Origin of the sequence: Bartonella sp. HY761, assembly GCF_026743145.1 — a bacterium.
GTDB lineage: Bacteria > Pseudomonadota > Alphaproteobacteria > Rhizobiales > Rhizobiaceae > HY038.
The window spans coordinates 1,372,258-1,390,926 of the sequence record NZ_CP104887.1 but is presented as its reverse complement, the minus strand read 5'-3'; the positions used below and the strand labels follow the sequence as shown (position 1 = coordinate 1,390,926).

Annotated in this window: 23 protein-coding genes and 1 tRNA gene; 22 read left to right on the top strand and 2 right to left on the bottom strand. The window is 44.1% G+C overall.

Going from position 1 to position 18,669, the window contains the following annotated elements; genetic code table 11:
- Positions 1 to 15: 15 nt before the first annotated feature.
- From N6A79_RS05920 to N6A79_RS05820, 21 genes are all read left to right on the top strand, one after another.
- On the top strand, positions 16 to 363 hold the full coding sequence (locus tag N6A79_RS05920) for a DUF2190 family protein (protein ID WP_268547352.1): 348 nt from the start codon (positions 16 to 18) through the stop codon (positions 361 to 363).
- A 56-nt stretch (positions 364 to 419) separates the two neighbouring features.
- Entirely contained in the window at positions 420 to 1,361 is a 942-nt protein-coding gene (locus N6A79_RS05915) for a major capsid protein (RefSeq protein WP_268547351.1), read from the top strand.
- A gap of 55 nt (positions 1,362 to 1,416) precedes the next feature.
- Complete coding sequence (locus N6A79_RS05910; RefSeq protein ID WP_268547350.1) at positions 1,417 to 1,764, top strand: hypothetical protein; 348 nt, start codon at positions 1,417 to 1,419, stop codon at positions 1,762 to 1,764.
- Positions 1,765 to 1,781: 17 nt separating this feature from the next.
- Positions 1,782 to 2,237 (top strand): DUF1320 domain-containing protein, encoded by a 456-nt coding sequence (locus N6A79_RS05905; protein WP_268547349.1) that lies wholly within the window; start codon positions 1,782 to 1,784, stop codon positions 2,235 to 2,237.
- On the top strand, positions 2,234 to 2,758 hold the full coding sequence (locus N6A79_RS05900; protein ID WP_268547348.1) for a Gp37 family protein: 525 nt from the start codon (positions 2,234 to 2,236) through the stop codon (positions 2,756 to 2,758). The genes N6A79_RS05905 and N6A79_RS05900 overlap by 4 nt, the downstream gene beginning before the upstream one ends.
- A gap of 16 nt (positions 2,759 to 2,774) precedes the next feature.
- A complete protein-coding gene (locus N6A79_RS05895) occupies positions 2,775 to 2,984 on the top strand; it encodes a hypothetical protein (RefSeq protein WP_268547347.1) in 210 nt (69 codons plus the stop codon).
- A complete protein-coding gene (locus N6A79_RS05890) occupies positions 2,984 to 4,261 on the top strand; it encodes a phage tail sheath subtilisin-like domain-containing protein (protein ID WP_268547346.1) in 1,278 nt (425 codons plus the stop codon). The genes N6A79_RS05895 and N6A79_RS05890 overlap by 1 nt, the downstream gene beginning before the upstream one ends.
- A 14-nt stretch (positions 4,262 to 4,275) precedes the next feature.
- Positions 4,276 to 4,791: a phage major tail tube protein gene (locus tag N6A79_RS05885; RefSeq protein WP_268547345.1), complete on the top strand. Its 516-nt coding sequence runs from the start codon at positions 4,276 to 4,278 to the stop codon at positions 4,789 to 4,791.
- 126 nt (positions 4,792 to 4,917) lie between these two features.
- Positions 4,918 to 5,232, top strand: coding sequence for a hypothetical protein (locus N6A79_RS05880; RefSeq protein WP_268547344.1), 315 nt, complete (start codon positions 4,918 to 4,920; stop codon positions 5,230 to 5,232).
- Between the two features lie 26 nt (positions 5,233 to 5,258).
- On the top strand, positions 5,259 to 5,384 hold the full coding sequence (locus N6A79_RS05875; protein WP_268547343.1) for a hypothetical protein: 126 nt from the start codon (positions 5,259 to 5,261) through the stop codon (positions 5,382 to 5,384).
- Between the two features lie 135 nt (positions 5,385 to 5,519).
- Positions 5,520 to 8,357, top strand: a complete 2,838-nt coding sequence (locus tag N6A79_RS05870; RefSeq protein WP_268547342.1) for a hypothetical protein — start codon at positions 5,520 to 5,522, stop codon at positions 8,355 to 8,357.
- Between the two features lies 1 nt (position 8,358).
- On the top strand, positions 8,359 to 8,853 hold the full coding sequence (locus tag N6A79_RS05865; RefSeq protein ID WP_268547341.1) for a phage tail protein: 495 nt from the start codon (positions 8,359 to 8,361) through the stop codon (positions 8,851 to 8,853).
- Positions 8,854 to 8,864: 11 nt separating this feature from the next.
- The gene (locus N6A79_RS05860) at positions 8,865 to 9,119 is read left to right on the top strand and encodes a hypothetical protein (RefSeq protein ID WP_268547340.1); all 255 of its coding nucleotides are present in this window, start codon (positions 8,865 to 8,867) and stop codon (positions 9,117 to 9,119) included.
- Positions 9,116 to 10,270, top strand: coding sequence for a phage late control D family protein (locus N6A79_RS05855; protein ID WP_268547339.1), 1,155 nt, complete (start codon positions 9,116 to 9,118; stop codon positions 10,268 to 10,270). Before N6A79_RS05860 ends, N6A79_RS05855 begins: the two co-directional genes overlap by 4 nt.
- Complete coding sequence (locus N6A79_RS05850; RefSeq protein WP_268547338.1) at positions 10,267 to 10,857, top strand: phage baseplate assembly protein V; 591 nt, start codon at positions 10,267 to 10,269, stop codon at positions 10,855 to 10,857. The genes N6A79_RS05855 and N6A79_RS05850 overlap by 4 nt, the downstream gene beginning before the upstream one ends.
- A 134-nt stretch (positions 10,858 to 10,991) precedes the next feature.
- A complete protein-coding gene (locus tag N6A79_RS05845) occupies positions 10,992 to 11,408 on the top strand; it encodes a phage baseplate protein (RefSeq protein ID WP_268547337.1) in 417 nt (138 codons plus the stop codon).
- Positions 11,398 to 12,537, top strand: a complete 1,140-nt coding sequence (locus N6A79_RS05840; protein WP_268547336.1) for a baseplate J/gp47 family protein — start codon at positions 11,398 to 11,400, stop codon at positions 12,535 to 12,537. The genes N6A79_RS05845 and N6A79_RS05840 overlap by 11 nt, the downstream gene beginning before the upstream one ends.
- Positions 12,527 to 13,204, top strand: a complete 678-nt coding sequence (locus N6A79_RS05835) for a phage tail protein I (protein ID WP_268547335.1) — start codon at positions 12,527 to 12,529, stop codon at positions 13,202 to 13,204. The genes N6A79_RS05840 and N6A79_RS05835 overlap by 11 nt, the downstream gene beginning before the upstream one ends.
- The gene (locus N6A79_RS05830) at positions 13,197 to 14,528 is read left to right on the top strand and encodes a phage tail protein (protein WP_268547334.1); all 1,332 of its coding nucleotides are present in this window, start codon (positions 13,197 to 13,199) and stop codon (positions 14,526 to 14,528) included. The genes N6A79_RS05835 and N6A79_RS05830 overlap by 8 nt, the downstream gene beginning before the upstream one ends.
- Position 14,529: 1 nt before the next feature.
- Positions 14,530 to 15,099: a hypothetical protein gene (locus N6A79_RS05825; protein ID WP_268547333.1), complete on the top strand. Its 570-nt coding sequence runs from the start codon at positions 14,530 to 14,532 to the stop codon at positions 15,097 to 15,099.
- A 147-nt stretch (positions 15,100 to 15,246) separates the two neighbouring features.
- Positions 15,247 to 16,035 carry a DNA adenine methylase gene (locus tag N6A79_RS05820; RefSeq protein ID WP_268547332.1) on the top strand — a complete coding sequence of 263 codons (789 nt, stop codon included), beginning with the start codon at positions 15,247 to 15,249 and terminating at the stop codon, positions 16,033 to 16,035.
- A gap of 64 nt (positions 16,036 to 16,099) precedes the next feature.
- Here N6A79_RS05820 and N6A79_RS05815 read toward each other — a convergent pair whose 3' ends face one another.
- Together N6A79_RS05815 and N6A79_RS05810 are read right to left on the bottom strand one after the other, a co-directional pair.
- Positions 16,100 to 16,396: a hypothetical protein gene (locus N6A79_RS05815; protein WP_268547331.1), complete on the bottom strand. Its 297-nt coding sequence runs from the start codon at positions 16,394 to 16,396 to the stop codon at positions 16,100 to 16,102.
- Between the two features lie 422 nt (positions 16,397 to 16,818).
- Positions 16,819 to 16,894: transfer RNA gene (locus N6A79_RS05810), tRNA-Thr, on the bottom strand.
- A 264-nt stretch (positions 16,895 to 17,158) separates the two neighbouring features.
- Between N6A79_RS05810 and gltX the strand changes: the two genes are divergently transcribed.
- Positions 17,159 to 18,580 (top strand): glutamate--tRNA ligase, encoded by a 1,422-nt coding sequence (gltX, locus tag N6A79_RS05805; protein WP_268547330.1) that lies wholly within the window; start codon positions 17,159 to 17,161, stop codon positions 18,578 to 18,580.
- Positions 18,581 to 18,669 lie beyond the last annotated feature (89 nt).

Genomic DNA, 18,669 nt, shown 5'->3' with positions numbered 1-18,669 from the left:
CAAGGATAAAAGATTATGACGACCCCTTATTTTCGCGGCTCAATTGAAACAATGACAATTACCATTATTGCTAGCGCTCCAATACAAGCTGGCCAATTGGTTGGCTTTGACAATAAACCAGCAACTGCTGGCAAAAAGGTTTTTGGTGTTGCCGCCAATGATGGTGAAGCAACGGGCGACTCGGTGCGCATTGTCACCATTGGCCTTGTCGATATGGAGGCAGGAGCTGCCATTGAGGTGGGTGATGAGCTTAGCTCCAATGCTGAAGGCTTACCAATACCAACAGCAGCAGGTGCAAGCGTCTTTGGTATTGCCACTCGCAAGGCCGGTATTGGTGAGCGCGTTAGCATTTTAATCCGCTAAACGCAAAAGCTGCTCAATCCATTAACATTTAAGCTTATTTAAAAAGGTAAACACTTATGGCACAGATGAACACTCGCCGCGCACAAGTTATTGATCCTATCCTAACCACGCAAGCGCGCGGTTATACCAATGCTGAACTTATTAGCCACCATCTTTTACCGGTTGCCGATATTCCAAACCGCTCGATGAAGGTGATTAAATTTGGCAAGGAAGCCTTTCGCCGTTATGTTGATACGCGCCGCGCACCAGGGGCTGAAACCAAGCGTATTACTTTTGGCTATGCTGCGGACACAGTTGCCCTCGCCCAAGAAAGCTTGGAAGCTTTAGTGCCTATTGAAACCCAGCAAGATGCGCAAAGCGTACCTGGCATTGATTTGGCGGCTGTTTCCATTGAATTGGTGCAGGATATTATTGGCCTTGGCCGCGAGGTTGATATTGCTAATATGGTTCGCGATGACAGCCTTTATGATAATAATCATAAGCTAACCTTAACCGGCAATGATAAGTGGAGCGCGCAAAGCTCTAACCCATCTGACGATATTGATGAAGCTAAGGATAATGTGCGCCGCTCTATCGGTCGTTATCCCAATACGCTTGTGATTGGCCCATCAGTATTTAAAGCCTTAAAACGCCATGAGCGGATTAAAGACCAGTTTAAATATACCAATTCAGACTCGCTCACCACTGAAATGCTCGCTGCTTATTTTGACATTGATAAAGTGGTGGTTGGTAAAGCCGTTGGCCTGCCTGAAACCGCAGGTGATGATGAAATGGCGCAAGATGTTTGGGGCAATGATGCCATCCTTGCATATGTGCCCAATGGCTCAAATTTCATGGTGCCAGCCTTTGGTTATACCTATCGCTTAACTGGTTATCCAATTGTTGAAGCACCTTATTTTGAAAATTCACGCAAAAGCTGGATTTATCCAGTGACGGAAGAATTTAAAGCCTATGTCACTGGGCAAGAAGCCGGCTTTTTGTTTAAAGCCGCCGCGTAAAAGCTAGCCCCATCAATAGCCGTTTTAAACTTATCACGAAGTTAAGGAGCCACCCATGGCGAGGAATGCAAAAACCGTTAAAGAAGCCGATGATAAAGCCTTGGATGAAGCGGCTTTGAACGCGCTTACTAATGAACAAGAACTTGAACCAGAGTTAGAAAGTGACGTTGAAAGCGGTGAAGCCGATATTATATCGCCAAACGACATAAATCCTAATGATGCGGTGAGCGATGAAAGCCAGCCAACTGATGAGACGGCAGGCATTAAACTGCAAAGCTATAAGGTTTTATCGCCGTTAAAATGCGGCGGTGAACGACTAGCAGTTGGCACGATTGTGGAATTTGATTTGGATGCGGCGCAAATCACCAACCTTGTGGCAAGTGGCACCATTAAGCCGGTCTAGTTAAAGGAGCAATAGCAATGCCCCCCAAATACCTATCAGCTGACGAATTTGTAATGCGTTTAGGTAACCGTGAGGCTGATGGGCTTTTGGGGACTGGGCCGCATAATGAACGGGTGCTTGATTTAAACCGCGCCACAACTGAGTTATTGGCGGCAGATGATATGATTGATGGCTATGTAAGGGCGCGTTACCCAAGGCCATTTGTTAAAATACCAAACCTTTTAAAAAATGTTGCTCATGACTTGGCGCGTTATTCCTTGCGCTCAACGGGTGATCAATCATCATCAATGTCTGATCTTGTTAAGGATCGTTATGACAAGGCGGTTGGCGTTTTAAAAGACATTGCTTTGGGCCGCATTACCCTTGATGGCGATGGGGATGGCAACCAGCCTGAAAACGGCACTTATGCCGAAACAGTCAATTCATACATGCCAGAAAGCCGCATGAAAAAAGCATTGGAGGGCTACCATTGATAAAAATTGATAAAAAGCCGGATATGCTAACCCGCATTGAAGACAAAATGATTTTAACCCTTAAAGAGCAAACGGGCGACATATTCAATTTGATTGAGCCTTTTGACGAGAGTGCCGAAAATTATGAGTTTTTAAGCGGCCATGATGCGGCGGTGTTTACAATATTTGGTGGCTCAACCTATAGCCCTAATGATGATGCACCAACAAGCGCTTATGCGCCGCGCCGCACAATACGCTGGCAAATTTATATTTTGGTGCGCTCACTGCGCAATGCGCGTGAGGGCAGCATTTCATCCAATAAAGCAATTGAGGCGGTAAGACTTGCGCTGCAAGGGCAAAGCCTTGTTGGAGCAACGCCCCTTTTACCCATTTCAGAAAAGCTTGATGCTCGCATTGATAATGGCTGGCGTTGGCTGATTGAGTTTAACCATCACATACCAGCAATGGCCGATTTGCGCTTTGGTATTGCCCAACAGCCCGCCTTTAACGAACCAGCATTTGGCCCTGCTAATGACGCTTAAGCGATAGGAGATTTAAATGAAGCAGTTTTTATATCAAGGGCCATTTCAGGCACGCAGCATCAAGGATGGTAGCAAAATAATTTTTGATGGCAATTTGGTGCCAGGCAAAATCTATGATTTGCCGGAAAATCACCCTGAAATTGAAGCGCTGATTGTCGGCGGTTTGTTGATTGCGCAAGAGCCTGCCCAACAAACTGAACCTAAAACCAAAAGGGAAGCTAAATAATGTCCACAAACTTTCATCACGGCCCAGAGGTTATTGAGCGGCGCGAAGGCGCGGGCATTATCCGCGATGTAAAAAGCGCCGTCACCATGATTGTCGGCACTGCCCCCATTCATGAAATTTATGACACGGCAGAAAAGCGTAAAGACGCAATCAATAAGCGCATTGTCATCCGCTCAGCTAAAGATGCAGCTGCCTTAATTGGCCCGCAAATTGCCGGTGGCTGGTCAATGCCTGAAGCGATCAACGCCATTTTCAATAAAGTGCAGGATGGCCAAGGCGGCGGCACAATCATTGCGGTTAATGTTTTTGATCCTGATAAGCATAAGGATGAAAACGGCAATCCTGACCCAACAAAAGTAACAGCGGCTGATATTGTTGGCTCCATTGATGCTGCAGGGCGCGCAAGCGGATTTCAACTTGCACAAGGCACATTTGGCGAGCTTGGCTATTTCCCTAAAATATTGATTGCGCCGCGCTTTTCCACCCATGTTGGTGTGCGAACAGGCATGAATGTTATTTCAAATAAAATTCATGCCATGGATATTTCTGATTTGCCAGCTGGTTTAACTATTCAGCAAGCCATTGCCTCGCGCGGTGTTGGTGGAGAATATAACACTGCAAGCGACCGTTCTATTCTAACCTATCCGCAGGTTAAAGCCTATGATCCGGTGGCAGATGATGTGGTAAACCAACCCTATAGCCAACATTATGCCGGTGTTATTGTTGCCACTGATTTGGCACAGGGCTACCATTATTCACCATCCAATAAAACCATGACCGATGTGGTTGGCATGGAGCGCGATATTTATTATCACCCTGGTGATTTATCCAGCGAAACCAATGCGCTTAATGAGGTTGGCATTGTCACCATCATGAATATGTATGGCAATGGCTACCGCGCTTATGGCAACCGTTCTGCCGCTTTTCCATCAGATATAACACAGCGCAATTTCATTCAAACGCGCCGCATCATCGACATGATCCACGAGTCTGCCACCTATTATATGCAACAGCGCATTGATAGCTTGGCAAGCCGCGCAGGGATTGAACAGGTGGAAGAAGATGTCAATGCATTCTTGCGCAAAAAAGAAGGTGAAGACGTTCTTTATGGTGGACGCTTTGCTTTTGACCGCGAAAAAACCACATCGCGTGATGTTGCCAATGGTCACTTTTATTACAAGCTAGATCTTGCGCCAGTGGCTCCCATGGAGTGGCTAACGGTTGAAAGCTATCTTGATATGTCACTCATTAAAAATGCCCTTGGGCTTACATCGTAAAGGGGATTAATTCCATGAAACCTATTCAACTTGGGCATATCACCAATTCTGATGTTTACCTTGAAGACAATCGGCTCACTGGCCGCGTTAAGGAATTTAAGGTGGGTGAAATATCATATAAAATGGTAAGCCATGAAACGCTTGGTCAAATTGCGGTTGCTGAATTACCAAGCCGCGCCATGGATCCGCTTAAGGCAACTCTAGAATTGCAATATCCAGAGCTGGAACTTGATGCGCGGTTAAAAAACCCCGTCAAAGCGTGCCGCTTTATGGTGCATTCCTATCTTGATTTGTTTGGCGGTGAAGGCTTGGACGAGGAAGCAAGTGGGCGGCTAATTACCACTGTTACCACATTGCCAGCCAAAAAAGGCGAAACCAGTTTTAAACTAGGTGAAGCAACAGCCAATACTTATGAATTGTCAGTGATTGCCATGGTGCAAAAATTTAGCCGTGAAAGCACGCCGCTTTTTGAGTTTGATCTTTTCAATGGCGTGCATCGCATCCAAGGAAAAAACGTCTGGCCGCAATAATAATCATTATTCGATAGGTTGTCTCCTCCCCATTCTATCGGGTAAGGCCGGACGGCATTGCCCATAAATCCCCAGTCGTCCGGCCGTTTTTTTATAAATTATAATTTTAAAATAGGAATATATGACATGAGTGAAGCGACAGCAAAACCAAACAATATCAAGGTAAAGCCTGAATTTCCAACACGCGACATCACATTAGAGCGCAGTAAAATTACGGTCACCATTCCTGAAGATTGGCACATAAGCGACGCCCAAGCCGCGCAACGTGCGTCTAAAGGCGACGGCAGCCGCATGCAGCTTTTGCTTATGCAACGTGTTTGCCTATTTAATGGTGAGCGTTGGACCTTGACGGATATTGAAGAAAAAATAAAAGGCAAGGACTTCATGCAATTGCTCGGTGAGTTTTACAGCGATGACGAAGAGAACGAGGGAAACGATTAATCCCCAATGCGCAAGATATTGACTGGATGGTAACGCGCGGTTGGGATTTTGAAACTTTAATGGATATGCGCAGCCAAGATTTTTATTATTGGCTTAAAACCGCAGTTGAGGCAGCAAAAGAAGAGCAAGCCGCAATGAAAAGTGGATCTTAACAAATAAGGGAAAGGATCTAAAAAAATGAAATTTTCCCTTGTTTTTGAGGCAACCAAAAGCCCTTTAAAGCGAACAGCTTTAAAACAGGGACTTTTGGAAAATAAATTATTAATGGCCGATTGGGGAGATGACTTATGAAGTTTTCCCTTGTTTTTGAGGCCATTGATAAGGCGAGCAAGACTTTTGACGCCATTGCCAAGGCTCAAAAAGGCATCAATAGCGAAACGGCAAAAGGTGCTGAAAAAAGCGCCAAGGCGTTAGAAAAAACAGCCAAAGCACAAGGCAAAAATGCCGAGGCGGCTAACAAGGCTGCCAAGGCCACGCAAGCTGCAACAAAGTCTGAAAAGGCACAAGCTGCTGCATCAGCCCAGACCGAACGCTTAATCGGGCAACGTACCAAAGGTTGGCGAGCTGAAGCAGATGCACTTACAAAACTCAATAAAGTAACCGAACGCTGGATACGCTTACAGGCCAATAAAGTTGGGCGGGCTGGCGTGCAAATTGGTACGGGGCTTGGCAATATTAGCAAAGGGGCAATGGGCGCTGCTAAATATGGTGCAGTGCTTGGCGGTGCCGCACTTGCTGGTGGTGGTATGGCTTTGGGCGCAGCCATTAAGGGTAGCAAGCAAGCACGTGAATATCAGCAACTTACCAATCAAATGCGCGGTGTGACCGCATCAGCTGAAGAAGCTGCAAAGGCCATGCAATGGGTTGAAAAGGCACAAATGCCACCCCATGGCATTAAAGACCTTGCCGCTTCTTTTATTTTAATGAAAAATTCGGGAATTGATCCCACTAAAGGCGCATTACAAAATATGGCCGATATGGCGGTTGCAACCAATAAACCATTGGAGCAAGCAACCAAAGCCTATACCGATGCAATGCGCGGTGAGCTTGGCGGTTTAAAAGAATTCGGCATTACAGCACAAAAAAACGGTAAATACATCGAATATATGTTTGCTGGCAAAGACGGCCGCATGAAGATGTATAAGGCTAAGGATGGCAATAAAGCAGCCAATGCCGCTGCCTTGCAAAAAATTATGGAGGCGCGTTTTGGTGGACAAAGTGCAGCCTTTGGCAAAACATGGGATGGCATGCTTTGGAAAATTTCCAATACATGGGATAGAGTCACTCTTAAAATCATGAATGCCGGTGTCTTTGATTTTTTGACACAAAAGCTTGATTTGATAGTAAGCCTGATTGATAAATGGGCAGCTGATGGCACATTGGATGAATGGTGCCAAAAAATATCCGATAATATGATAAATATGATGACGATTGCTTGGGCGGTTATTGAACGCCTATGGGCAGCAGGCAATAAAATTTTTGGCGTATTAGACAATATTGCTGGCTATGTTGGCGGCTGGGAAAATTTGGCAATGGTATTGATTACCTTGCCATTAGCTCCAGCCTTAATGCGCATGTCGCTTGGTTTTTTCCAAGTTGGGCAAGGCATTGTTGGCATGGTGCGCTTTGGTGGCACCGCTGTTGGCTTGTTTAGCAAATTAAACGGCGTATCCAAATTGGGCGCAGTCTTACGGATGGTACTTATTCCCATTGGGCTTGTTACCAAAGGTTTTATTTCAATGGGTATTGCTTTTATGACAACGCCCTTGGGCTGGGTTGTGGCGGCAATTGCAGCTATTGCTGCCGGTGCTTATCTTATCTATCGCAATTGGGATAAGATTGGCCCATGGTTTAAAAAAATATGGACCAAAACAAAACAGATATTTGCTGAATTTTGGAATTGGGTAAAAAGCCTATTTACTTGGGATAATATTTTTACAGCCATTAACTGGTTTAGCTATTTAAGCCCAATACGCTGGATTGAGTTTATCCCCGGCTTTCCCGGTTGGGATACGGTTATTTCATGGTTTTCATGGGATAGTGTTTTAAAGGCACTTAATTGGCTTTCTTATCTTTCGCCATTGCGTTGGATTAAATTTATTCCTGGCTTCCCCGGTTGGGATACGGTTATTTCATGGTTCTCATGGGATAATGTTTTAAGCGCACTTGACTGGCTTGCATATTTAAATCCTTTAAATTGGGGGGATTGGATACCCACGGTCGATTGGAGTGGGATTTTACAATCCGACACTATCCAAACAGGTATGGATAAAATAGTAGGCATTTTTGAAGGAGCTAAGGGGAAAATCAAAAGTGTCTTTGACACGGTTGGTAAGGCATGGGGCTTTGTAAAAGGCCTGTTTTCAGGTGGTGAGGACGCGGCGGCCGTCAATGTTGTAGCGCAAGATCCTGCTGCTATTGCAGCTGCTACAGCGGAAGTTGATAAATTATCACAAAAACTGCAAGCCTTGTCTGCGATTGAATTTGGCGGCGTTAATGCAGGCCTTAACCAATTGCAAAGCAAAACGGCAGAAACTATTGCCAAAGCTGGTAATATTGCCAATGCTTTTGAATCGGCGTTAAAAAATGCCGGATCAAGCCTATCACGCGCTAATTTTGAAAGCCATGGCGCGGCCTTAATGCGCACATTTGCGCAAGGCATTAAAAATGGTGCTAATAGCGCCATTCAAGCAACGCGCGATGTTGTTGGACAAATTCGCGATTATTTGCCCCATAGTCCTGCAAAGGTTGGCCCACTATCTGATCTTGACCGCGTGCGCTTTTCTGAAACCTTGGCAACCGCCATGCGACCAGAACCTGCAATAAAAGCCGCGGAGCGCATTGCTAAGAGCGTGCGTGGCACACTTGATGGCAATATGATTGGCGGCGTATCAAGCGCATTAAGCGCGCCAACAAGCGGTGCCTTATCAAGCGGTTTACCCAGTGGTAATTCAAGTGGCGGCGGCGCATTATCGGTTAATTTTGCGCCTATTATCAATGTTGCAGGCAGTGCTGACGAAAAGACGCTTAAAGACGTTATGGCACAAGTCATGCGCGAGCTTGAAGGTAAACTGCCTAAATTGCTGGATAAGGCTGCGGCGGCAAAGGAAAGAAAGGCTTATTAATATGTTGCTTTCTTATTTGGGTAGTATTGTTTTAGGCAGCTTTGGGCCAAATGACTATATGACTGGGCCAACCAGCGATAAGCAGACATTTCAAAACTCATGGGCGCGCCATGATGTTATTCGTGGCAAACCGGTTTTGCAAGCGATTGGCCGTGAGCTTGATGAGCGCGTATTTGAATTTTTCTTTGATGAAACCTTTTGCAATCCTAGCGTGCAATGGGCGCGGCTTATGGCAGCTTATCTGATGAAAACGCCAATGCCGTTTATTTCTCAAGCTGGTTTTGCAGGCATGCGCTATGTTGTTGAAACGCTTGATTGCAACAATTTAAAAACCACCAAACGCGGCGGTAAAGTTGTGCGGATGGAATGTTCTATGACCTTGATTGAAGCACCAATGATTAATCCACTTGATGCTTTAATGGGGGCAATGCGCGGCTCTAAAAGCGGTGGGGCAGCCACCGGAACAGCTGATAAAATGCCTAATGCAAAAAAGTGAGGGATAGATAAATGAGCAATCAAACATTTGGCTATATTGAGCATTTTACAAAAGATGGTGAGCGCTTTGATGCTTTGGCTTTTTATTATTATGAAGATGTGCGCCTGCAAAATGTTTTAATTGATGCCAATATTGCGCTTTTTACCCACCATCAAATTCCTGCAATACTGCCTGCTGGTCTAACGCTTAAAATACCACTGCGCGAAAAAAGTGTCGCGGTTAATGACAGACTATTACCGCCTTGGAAACAGGGAGTAAATCTATGAAAAGCGTGCGGGAGCCTTCATTTGTTGTGAAATATCAAGGCATGGATGTGAGCGCTGAATTTGGCGGATATACAACAAGCATTACCTATACAGATAAACGCCACGGCGAAAGCGATGAATGCTCGTTAAAGATGCAAAATGCAGACGGTAAATGGCTTGGTGAATATGCGCCACAAGATGGCGACACGATGGAAGTTTGGTATGGCTATAGTGATGAGCTTGTTTATGCGGGCAAATTTACCATTGATGAATGGTCAGTAAGTGGTGATAGTGGCGGCGACACCATTGAAATAAAGGGCTTGAGCGCCCCTAAAACACAAAGCCTGCGCACTAAAAACACCAAGGCTTTTGAAACACAAAGCCTTTCCGATATTGTGCAAAAAATAGCCAAGGCTCATGGTTTAAAAGTTGAAGGTGAAATTGAAGATATTAAGCTTGAGCGTGTTACACAGCATGGCGAACGTGATCTTGAATTTTTAAAACGCCTTGCTGATGATTATGGTCATTATTTTACCGTGAAGGGCAATATTTTGGTGTTTACTAGCCGAGATGGTTTAAGGGCAAGAGACCCCATCTATGTGGTTGACCGCCTAGCAGAGGCGGCACAAATGCTTAAAAGCTATGATTTGAGCTTTTCAGATCATAAGGCCGCCCAAAAAGCAGAAGTAAAATATAGCCACCCGCAACGAAAGGCACTTGTTGGGCAAGAAGCATCAAGCGTTGACGATTTAGGCGTTGTGACATCATCGGGCGATGTGATGAAAATTGATGTGCGCGTTGAAAATGAAGAACAGGCAAAGCGCGTTGCCAAAAGCCGGCTTGACGCAAAGAACGCGCAAAAAATTACCGGAACTTTAAATATGGTTGGCGTGCCGACAATCGTTGCAGGTGCAGTAATTGAGCTTAAAAACTTTGGCGTGTTTGATGGTCGTTATCTCGTTGTGCAATCGGAGCATAATTCAAGCCGGTCAGGCTATGAGATGTCAGCTGATATTGAGCGGGCAACGGGTAAAAACATTGAAGATGGTAAAAAAGTCAAAAACAGTGCTAAGACTAAAAAATCTGGCAATAGTGCAAGCGCATCTAATAGTAGCACTAGCGGCGTTGACTTTTTGGGCACAGTGCAAGGTGATGGGAGCGTACGCGGATGACCCCACAATATCGCAAAGGCATTGTAACAGAGGTCAATGGTGCAAAAGGCTTAGCGCGGGTTGAATTGCAAGATCAAGATGGTGTTGTGAGTTGGTGGCTTAATGTTAATCAACAAGTGGCAAGTGCGAGCAAATCATACTCGATGCCAGAGGTCGGCGCGCAGGTAAATGTGCTAACGGATGAGCGCGGTGAAGAAGGCGTTATTCTTGGCTCATTTTATTCTGATATTGACACGCCACCAACAGATAACCCAAACCAAATAGTCAATAATATGCGCGGCGGCCGTGAGGAGACTTACGACAAGGATAGCGGCGAATATACAGTGAAACAAACCGCGCCCTATGTGATTGAAATAGGTATCGCGCGTGTTGAAATTACCAGTGATCAAATAAGCCTAACCGTTGGCGGAACTGGCATTGTGATAGGCTCTGGTGGCACAGTGCAATCAACCGGTGATTTTTCTCACAAAGGCAATGCCAAGTTTGAAGGTGGCTCTTTACGCCACAATGATAAAAATGTAGGCTCAGACCATACTCATTCGGGTGTTGAACCAGGTGGCGGTACCAGCAGCACACCACTGCCTTAATCCTTTAATATCATAAATTAAGCATCACGGGCGCAATGCCCGTGCCATTATCCGCGCGCGCGCGTTAGGCTCCGTTCAGTCTTAAATTTAATATTTGATTGAACCGTAAGCCGAGAAAGCGAGACGCAAGTGTAATGATTGAGCGCGACAATATTCCCTTTGTTCATTGGCAAAAAAAGCTTGTGTCGGCAAATGACGACATGCTGTCAGGGAATATTGTTCATGATTATGATGATATTTTTCAAGAAATAAGAATAATTCTTATGACACAAATTGGCTCAGTACCAACCAACCCATTAAAGGGTTGTAATTTGATGTCGATAATTGATTTGCCTGCCTTGGAAGCAACACCCCTTATCAGTCAAATTATTTGGGATGCAGTTAATGCGTGGGTGACACGGATTGAAGTTGGTAGCGTAACGACTGAGGCTATAGAGCCGTATCACTGGAGCGTTATTATACCGGTGCGGGTACGTGATGATGTCAGCGCAGATTTTACCAATTATACCTATAATTTAACTGCAACTAAAGGGCAAATTTATGCGTCGTGATCGTGAAGGCCCTTACAGTTTAGAGGCATTACTAAAAACGCCTTTACCGCAAATTTATGAAACCGATCCTTTGAAAATTCGGGATCGCATGATTACACAGTTTGAACAGGCAACAGGGCGCAAGCTTTATCATGGTCAAGTTGAAATGTATCTTATTGAAACTTGGGCCTATGGTCTGTCTTTAGCTGCTGAAGAGGCGCAGCGCCAAGCGCTTGATTACCTCGTGCCCTTTGCAAGTGTTAGCGGCCTATCGCAGCTTGCCACAAACCGTTGGACACCAAGATTGCCGGCAGCCAAGGCAAGCGTTATTTTAACCTTTACTTTAAACCAAAAGCGCAATCAAAATACGCTTATACCGGCAGACACACGCGTTAGCGCAGGTAGCGGCAATGTTATCTTTCTAACGCAAAATGATGCAATCATTGAGGCTGGTAAAACAAGCATCGAAGTCTTGGCTTTGGCAAGTGAGGCTGGAGTAAATGCGAATAATTTAACCGCAACTAGCATCACAACATTTCTTGACCCAATTGCCGGGTTGAGTGTGTCTAATACGGTTGCGCCTGATGGTGGCGCAGATATTGAACCACTTGACGCCTGGCGTTTGCGTATTGCTAATGCGCCTAAGCGTATAAGCCGCGCAGGCCCAGCAGACGCATATCGCGAAACAGTTATGGGTGTTTCAAGTGCTATTGTTGATTGCGCTATTGTGCGGCCAGAGCCGTGTTATATTAATATTTATGTTTTAACCCTTGAGGGGGATGCTAAGGCTGCCTTAAAGACCCAAGTCTTGGCAGCACTTGACCCTGAAACTGTGCGTCCACTTGGTGATGAGGTCACTATAAAAAACTGTGAGGGTTTAGAATGCGCACTGCATATCATTATTCGTTGCCGCTTTGGTGCAGGAATTATTGAGGCAGAAGCCAAAACCTTAATTACCAAACAGCAAGCTTTATGGCGCGAAAAGTTAGGCGGTGTTATTGCACCAAGTGATTTGGCTGAGCCGATAAAACATATTGCAGGCGTTATCGATGTTGACGTGCAAGGGCTGTTATTCCAGCAGTTAAAGCCTTGGCAATTTATGGATAAAGCTAATGTAACCATTGAAATGGTGGTGGTCAATGCAGCATAAACCGCGCCTTGACCCAAAAACATTGCCGCCTGCTGTGCATGACAGCTTTAATCGCGCATTAATGGAGGCTGCAAGCGCTTTACTTGATGATGTGGATTTTAAGCTGGTTTTGGCTGAGTTTATTGATACAGCGCCAAGTGTGAGCTTGCCAGCTTTAACGCGCGAATTAAGCTTGGAAGATATTATTGAGCCGGGTCTTTCTGAAGCGGTACAAAGACGCTTATTAAAGCGTTGGTATGAGCTACATGAGGCTAAAGGCACGCTTTATGGTGTGCGCCTTGCATTATCGCTTTTAGGTATGCAAACCCAATGGACGCAATGGTATGAAAAGAAACCAAAGGGTAAGCCGGGTACGCATCGCGCCATTGTCTTTCCTAAAGAGGCAATTTTTGACGCGCAGGATGTTTTGCTGGATCCACGCATGCAGCAAATCGCCCGCCGCGCAATTGAAAATTATAAACGCAAAAGCCAAGACGTTGAATTATTTATTGGGTTATCAAACCTTAATACCATTCATCCGGTTTTAACCTCGCAAAGATCAAGCCGCATCCGCGTGAACGGGCCACAGCTTACTAATCAAGATTATTCTATTCCAACCTATGCAGGCGGTGGCGCTTACGTTTTCAAACACGTACGCATAACCGCGAAAGGAGGCATCTATGGCTGATAACCAACGTTATTTTACGCTTTTAACCGATAAGGGTAAATTTAAAATCGCCAAGGCCACAGCTGATAAGGGAGAGGTTAAATTTTCCCATTTCGCCATTGGTGATGGCGGCGGCCAAGAGGTTAATCCATTGCCCAGTCAAACAGGGCTTGTGCATGAGGTGTGGCGCACACAATTGGACTCGGTTGAAATAGATCCTAAAAACCCTGCAGCCGTTATTATTAACGCGATTATTCCCCATAATGTTGGTGGTTGGTGGATGCGCGAATTTGGTCTATTTGATGTTGATGGCGATATGCTGGCCGTTGTTAAGCCTGCACCTTATTATAAAGCCACAAGTGCTGAAGGCCAACTTGAAGACGTATTTTATGAATTTCAATTGGTGCTTGGTGAACAAGCGCAAGTGGTTGTTTTGGTAGATCCTACCATTCTTTGGGCAACGCGCGATTATGTTGAAACGCGTCGAATAAGCACTACGCAATTTATGAATACGCCTTGGCTGCCGGTTAAATCGATAAGTTTAACCACACCACCAAATAGCAACAATCAAGGCGACACTTATGTTGTGCCTTCTAACGCAAATAGTGCATGGCTTGGTCAAACAGGCCAACTTGCGGAGTGGAATGGCAAGGCATGGAGTTTTTGGCAAACCCAAGACGGCCACGGTATTGGCCTACCTGACGGGCGTGTTTTTACCAAGGTTGGCGGGCAATATATTGAAAAAATCGCCATTGATAGCCAAAGCGGCAAATGGAATTATGCAGAGGCGGGCGGAACAGCAAACGCATTAACTGCAACACTCGAGCCAAAGCCATTGGCTTTAACTACTGGTATGGTTATTCAATTAAAAATAGCAATTACAAATATAGGGGCGACAACGCTTAATCTCAATGGCTTTGGTGCTAAGCCTGTATTAAACTTTGAACTTCAACTGTTAAAAGCTGGTGAATTACCTGCAGGGTTAATTGCAATTCTAATATATGATGGCGCCAACTTCATTTGCACAAATTCAAACGCTATAAAAAATTGGGTGGATAACCAAATTATTTCTCGCGTACCCAAGCTTATGCGTTTAGGCGCAATCACGGTACCAGCAACCGGTATAACTTTTGCGGCAAGCAGAGTGACTTTTGATATAGCCTTTCCTACTAGATGCACAGGTATTACGATTACTCCCAATAATGTCGTAAACCCCGAAGGCTGGGCTGGCATTCCTTACGCTAAGGTCGTCAGTCGATCTCAATTTGATGTTGTCATTGATACCAATGGCACCAAAAATGTTACTACGCCAGTTGTTTGTTCTTACATCGCAATAGGAGAATAAAATGGTTTATTATTCAGCAAAAGAACGCGGATTTTTTGCAAGTGCCGAAATAGATGACTGTGTAGAGATTAGTGATAAGCAGCATCAAGAATTATTAGAAGGGCAAAGTAAAGGGCAAGAAATTATTTCTGATAAAAGCGGTCACCCCATTTTAAAACCATTGGTTGCGCCAACCTTGTTGGAAGTGAAAAACGCTTTAAAGTCTTCTATTGATCACGATGCAGAAATAGCAAGGCTAAAATATATAACACCAGGCGTTGGTCAATCTATGACCTATCAAGAAAAGGTCAATCAAGCCGCAAACTATTCCAAAGCTTTAGCCGCCCATTTAAAAGATCCAGATAACAACAAAGCTCCCAATGAAAATGAATATTTGCTGTTAAAATCTAGCCTTGGCATTGATGGTGAAACTTTGGCGGAAGTCGCTGAAAATATTACTTGGGCTTATGCACTTTGGGAACAAGTGGGCGCGGCTATTGAAACTATACGGCTGCAAACAAAGGCCAATATTGATGCTGCAACAACGGTAGAAGAAGCGCAAGGCATCTTTGATACAGTCAATTGGCCTTAACTAAAGGCCGGGCTGGCTAATGCCAGCCAATGGGGCTTGATTGGACACCATCCCCACCCGATGCAACATAAACATAACATCGCAGCCGCTTATCACCACCTAGCTAAAGACGATGATGGCGCGCTTATGAATGAAATGTTTTAACAAATGATGAATGTACAGCCAATCACTCCTGCTGCCGGTTATATCGGCGGGAAACGTAACCTTTCAGCAATTCTTTGCGAAGCAATTTCTGAAATACCTCATAAGCTCTATGCTGAGCCATTTGTGGGTATGGGCGGCGTATTTTTCCGCAGATCCAATGCACCAAAAGCTGAGGTTATTAATGATCGCTCAGGTGAAATTGCTAATTTCTTTAGAATTTTGCAACGCCATTATCCGCAATTTATGGACACTTTAAAATTTCAAATTACAAGCCGACGTGAGTTTGAACGTTTAAAATCTTGCCTACCATCAACATTAACTGACTTAGAACGCGCCGCACGTTTCCTATATCTTCAAAGGCTATCCTTTGGCGGCAAAGTAATGAGTCAAAGTTTTGGCATCGACTATGATCGTGGAGGGCGTTTTAACCTTTTAAAACTGGCTCCAATGCTTGAAGATATTCATGAACGCTTAACCGGTGTAATTATTGAAAATATGGATTGGCTTGAGTTAATAAACCGCTATGACCGTGCTGGTACCTTATTTTATTGTGATCCACCTTATTGGGGAACCGAAGATTATTACGGTAAAAACCTATTCAATCGTGATCAATTTGCTTTGATGGCCGAACGCTTTGGTAAACTTAAGGGCAAATTCATTATGTCGATCAATAATGTGCCAGAAATAAAGGAAATGTTTGCGGGATTTAACATAACCGAAGTTGATGTTAATTATACGTGCGGTTCGGATAACGGCCATAAAGCGAAAGAGCTTATAATCACCAACGTTTAAGAACAATAAAAAAGCCATTTGAAGTAACGTCAAATGGCTTTTGATTTAACTATAATATTGCTAATCAATCTTTTTCGAGCATGCCAATGACTTCTAATTTTTTATTGCCGTTCTCAAAATTCCCCACCCATTGATAAGTATCCAAAACCTTTATGCGCTCTAACATCAAGGTAAAACCATCAATACCGCTTTGCTTTGCAGTGCCATAATCGGCAAGATCATACCAAGCTTTGCGTGCCAGTGTTGTTGCCATTGTTTTCATTGTATATTCAAAACTATCTAACAAAGCCTCGACTTCATAAGGCGCACATGCTGTGTTTTGAACATCATTAATTACGGCTTTCCAAAATAACTTGCTCATGGCCTTTACCCTCAAATCGGTGGTTTTCTTAAGACCAAACATTGCTTGGGTACGAAAGCGTATCAACTAATTTGAGAGGTTATGCACTGGTGTTCAGAACAACACATTTTTGATGATTCTAAAGTTATGTAGCTAGATGATGCTGTCTCAAAAATTTTGTAATTTTGTCTCAAAAATCTTGGCGCGCTACACTCTGCTGCTGTATGGATGGCAAAAGCTGGAATCAGTATAAGTGAAATTACACCTTATTAAAAGTATTCTAATATATCGGTAACAGAAAAAGTCTATGTACAGTTTTAACCAGACCATTTAAGAAAAGCTAATAATGCACTTGAAACTAGGCTTTATGAGTTCTCAACAAATTCAATAAACCTAAAGGCCACATCTCGATAAATATCAATACATTGATTTTATTGACCTTTTGGTGCCGCAGATAGGAATCGAACCTACGACCCCATCATTACGAATGATGTGCTCTACCGACTGAGCTACTGCGGCCTATCTTGCTCTTTAGCAAGAGCTAGCTATTAAGCAAAACTCCAATAGCGAAATCTTGAAATGAATGCAAGCCTTGAAAAGCAAGTTTCCTTGTATTTTATAACGCAAATTTATACTGGTTATGCACTTTATTAGGAATTAAAAAATTTTTTCCCTATTCGTTGGAATAGCACAATTAAAATGATAAGCATTAAATATCAAAGAGTCGCTTTAAGCTTATAAAAATTGACCCATGATAAATGGGTAAGAAATTCGGAGTATTATATGTCTGCACCGGTGGTCACACGCTTTGCCCCTTCACCAACAGGTTTTTTGCATATTGGTGGTGCAAGGACTGCTTTATTTAATTGGTTATATGCCAAGCATTCTGACGGCAAAATGCTACTGCGCATTGAAGATACCGATCGCGAGCGCTCCACTGATGCTGCCGTAAATGCGATTTTAGATGGCCTAACTTGGCTTGGCCTTGACTGGGATGGCGATGCTATATCACAACTTAGCCGTGTTGAGCGGCACCGTGAAGTTGCAGAGGAGCTGGTTGCCAAGGGTAGAGCCTATTACTGCTATGCAAGCCCAGATGAACTAACCCAAATGCGTGAAACTGCACGCGCAGAAGGTAAACCACCGCGCTATGATGGGCGGTGGAGAGATCGTGATGCATCTGAAGCACCTCAAGGCATTAAACCAGTAATTCGCATTAAAGCACCAACGGTTGGCGAAACTATTGTGCATGATCATGTACAGGGTGAAGTGCGCTTTCCTAATAAAGATCTTGATGATTTTATTATTTTACGTTCAGATGGCACACCTACCTACATGCATGCGGTTGTTGTCGATGACCACGATATGGGAGTTAGTCATATCATTCGTGGTGACGACCATTTAACCAATTCAGCCCGCCAAACCATTATTTATCAAGCAATGGAATGGAATATTCCACAAATGGCGCATATTCCACTTATTCATGGTGCTGATGGGGCAAAACTGTCTAAACGTCACGGAGCTCTTGGTGTTGAAGCCTATCGCGCTATGGGTTATTTACCAGTAGCTTTACGTAATTATCTCGTCCGTTTGGGTTGGAGCCATGGCGATGATGAAATTATGAGCATGGATGAAATGATCTCGTGGTTTGATATTGATGACATCAATAAAGGGGCTTCGCGGTTTGATTTCAAAAAGCTTGAAGCGATTAATGGCCAGTATATTCGAGCAAGTGATGATTTGTTCTTACTTGAAAGCGCAATTGACATCTTGCCTGAAATTGAAGGTGGAGCTGATATTCTTGCAAAACTTACCGATGAAAAGCGAGCGCAATTTCTTGCTGCTATGCCAGGATTAAAAGCAAGAGCCAAAACACTGGTTGAATTAATTGACGGTGCTGCATTTATTTTTGCAGAGCGCCCGTTAAAGCTTGACGAAAAAGCGGCGTCCCTTCTTGACAACGACGGCAAAGCCATTCTTGCTAACACTTTACCTGTTTTAGAAAATTGCATTGAATGGAGTGATGACGCACTACATGCTGCAATTAACGCTCATAGCGAAGCAAGTGGCGTAAAACTAGGTAAAATAGCCCAGCCTTTACGCGCAGCATTAACTGGTAGAGCTGTATCGCCAGGTGTATTTGACGTGTTAGCTGTACTTGGAAGAGACGAATCTATTGCCCGCGTAAGGGAGCAATTATCATAAATTAATTGCAACTAAACCACCGCTGTGTAAGATTATATGTTCCGCAAACTAAAATTTTGATATCGCGGAATATATAATCTTGCTTAGCA

Coding starts and splice junctions, on each gene's coding strand:
- N6A79_RS05860 (WP_268547340.1), top strand. CDS start 8,865: ATGAGCAATCAAACATTTGGCTATATTGAGCATTTTACAAAAGATGGT.
- N6A79_RS05855 (WP_268547339.1), top strand. CDS start 9,116: ATGAAAAGCGTGCGGGAGCCTTCATTTGTTGTGAAATATCAAGGCATG.
- N6A79_RS05910 (WP_268547350.1), top strand. CDS start 1,417: ATGGCGAGGAATGCAAAAACCGTTAAAGAAGCCGATGATAAAGCCTTG.
- N6A79_RS05840 (WP_268547336.1), top strand. CDS start 11,398: ATGCGTCGTGATCGTGAAGGCCCTTACAGTTTAGAGGCATTACTAAAA.
- N6A79_RS05850 (WP_268547338.1), top strand. CDS start 10,267: ATGACCCCACAATATCGCAAAGGCATTGTAACAGAGGTCAATGGTGCA.
- N6A79_RS05890 (WP_268547346.1), top strand. CDS start 2,984: ATGTCCACAAACTTTCATCACGGCCCAGAGGTTATTGAGCGGCGCGAA.
- N6A79_RS05875 (WP_268547343.1), top strand. CDS start 5,259: ATGGTAACGCGCGGTTGGGATTTTGAAACTTTAATGGATATGCGCAGC.
- N6A79_RS05845 (WP_268547337.1), top strand. CDS start 10,992: ATGATTGAGCGCGACAATATTCCCTTTGTTCATTGGCAAAAAAAGCTT.
- gltX (WP_268547330.1), top strand. CDS start 17,159: ATGTCTGCACCGGTGGTCACACGCTTTGCCCCTTCACCAACAGGTTTT.
- N6A79_RS05865 (WP_268547341.1), top strand. CDS start 8,359: ATGTTGCTTTCTTATTTGGGTAGTATTGTTTTAGGCAGCTTTGGGCCA.
- N6A79_RS05895 (WP_268547347.1), top strand. CDS start 2,775: ATGAAGCAGTTTTTATATCAAGGGCCATTTCAGGCACGCAGCATCAAG.
- N6A79_RS05915 (WP_268547351.1), top strand. CDS start 420: ATGGCACAGATGAACACTCGCCGCGCACAAGTTATTGATCCTATCCTA.
- N6A79_RS05870 (WP_268547342.1), top strand. CDS start 5,520: ATGAAGTTTTCCCTTGTTTTTGAGGCCATTGATAAGGCGAGCAAGACT.
- N6A79_RS05830 (WP_268547334.1), top strand. CDS start 13,197: ATGGCTGATAACCAACGTTATTTTACGCTTTTAACCGATAAGGGTAAA.
- N6A79_RS05820 (WP_268547332.1), top strand. CDS start 15,247: ATGATGAATGTACAGCCAATCACTCCTGCTGCCGGTTATATCGGCGGG.
- N6A79_RS05835 (WP_268547335.1), top strand. CDS start 12,527: ATGCAGCATAAACCGCGCCTTGACCCAAAAACATTGCCGCCTGCTGTG.
- N6A79_RS05920 (WP_268547352.1), top strand. CDS start 16: ATGACGACCCCTTATTTTCGCGGCTCAATTGAAACAATGACAATTACC.
- N6A79_RS05905 (WP_268547349.1), top strand. CDS start 1,782: ATGCCCCCCAAATACCTATCAGCTGACGAATTTGTAATGCGTTTAGGT.
- N6A79_RS05825 (WP_268547333.1), top strand. CDS start 14,530: ATGGTTTATTATTCAGCAAAAGAACGCGGATTTTTTGCAAGTGCCGAA.
- N6A79_RS05880 (WP_268547344.1), top strand. CDS start 4,918: ATGAGTGAAGCGACAGCAAAACCAAACAATATCAAGGTAAAGCCTGAA.
- N6A79_RS05885 (WP_268547345.1), top strand. CDS start 4,276: ATGAAACCTATTCAACTTGGGCATATCACCAATTCTGATGTTTACCTT.
- N6A79_RS05815 (WP_268547331.1), bottom strand. CDS start 16,396: ATGAGCAAGTTATTTTGGAAAGCCGTAATTAATGATGTTCAAAACACA.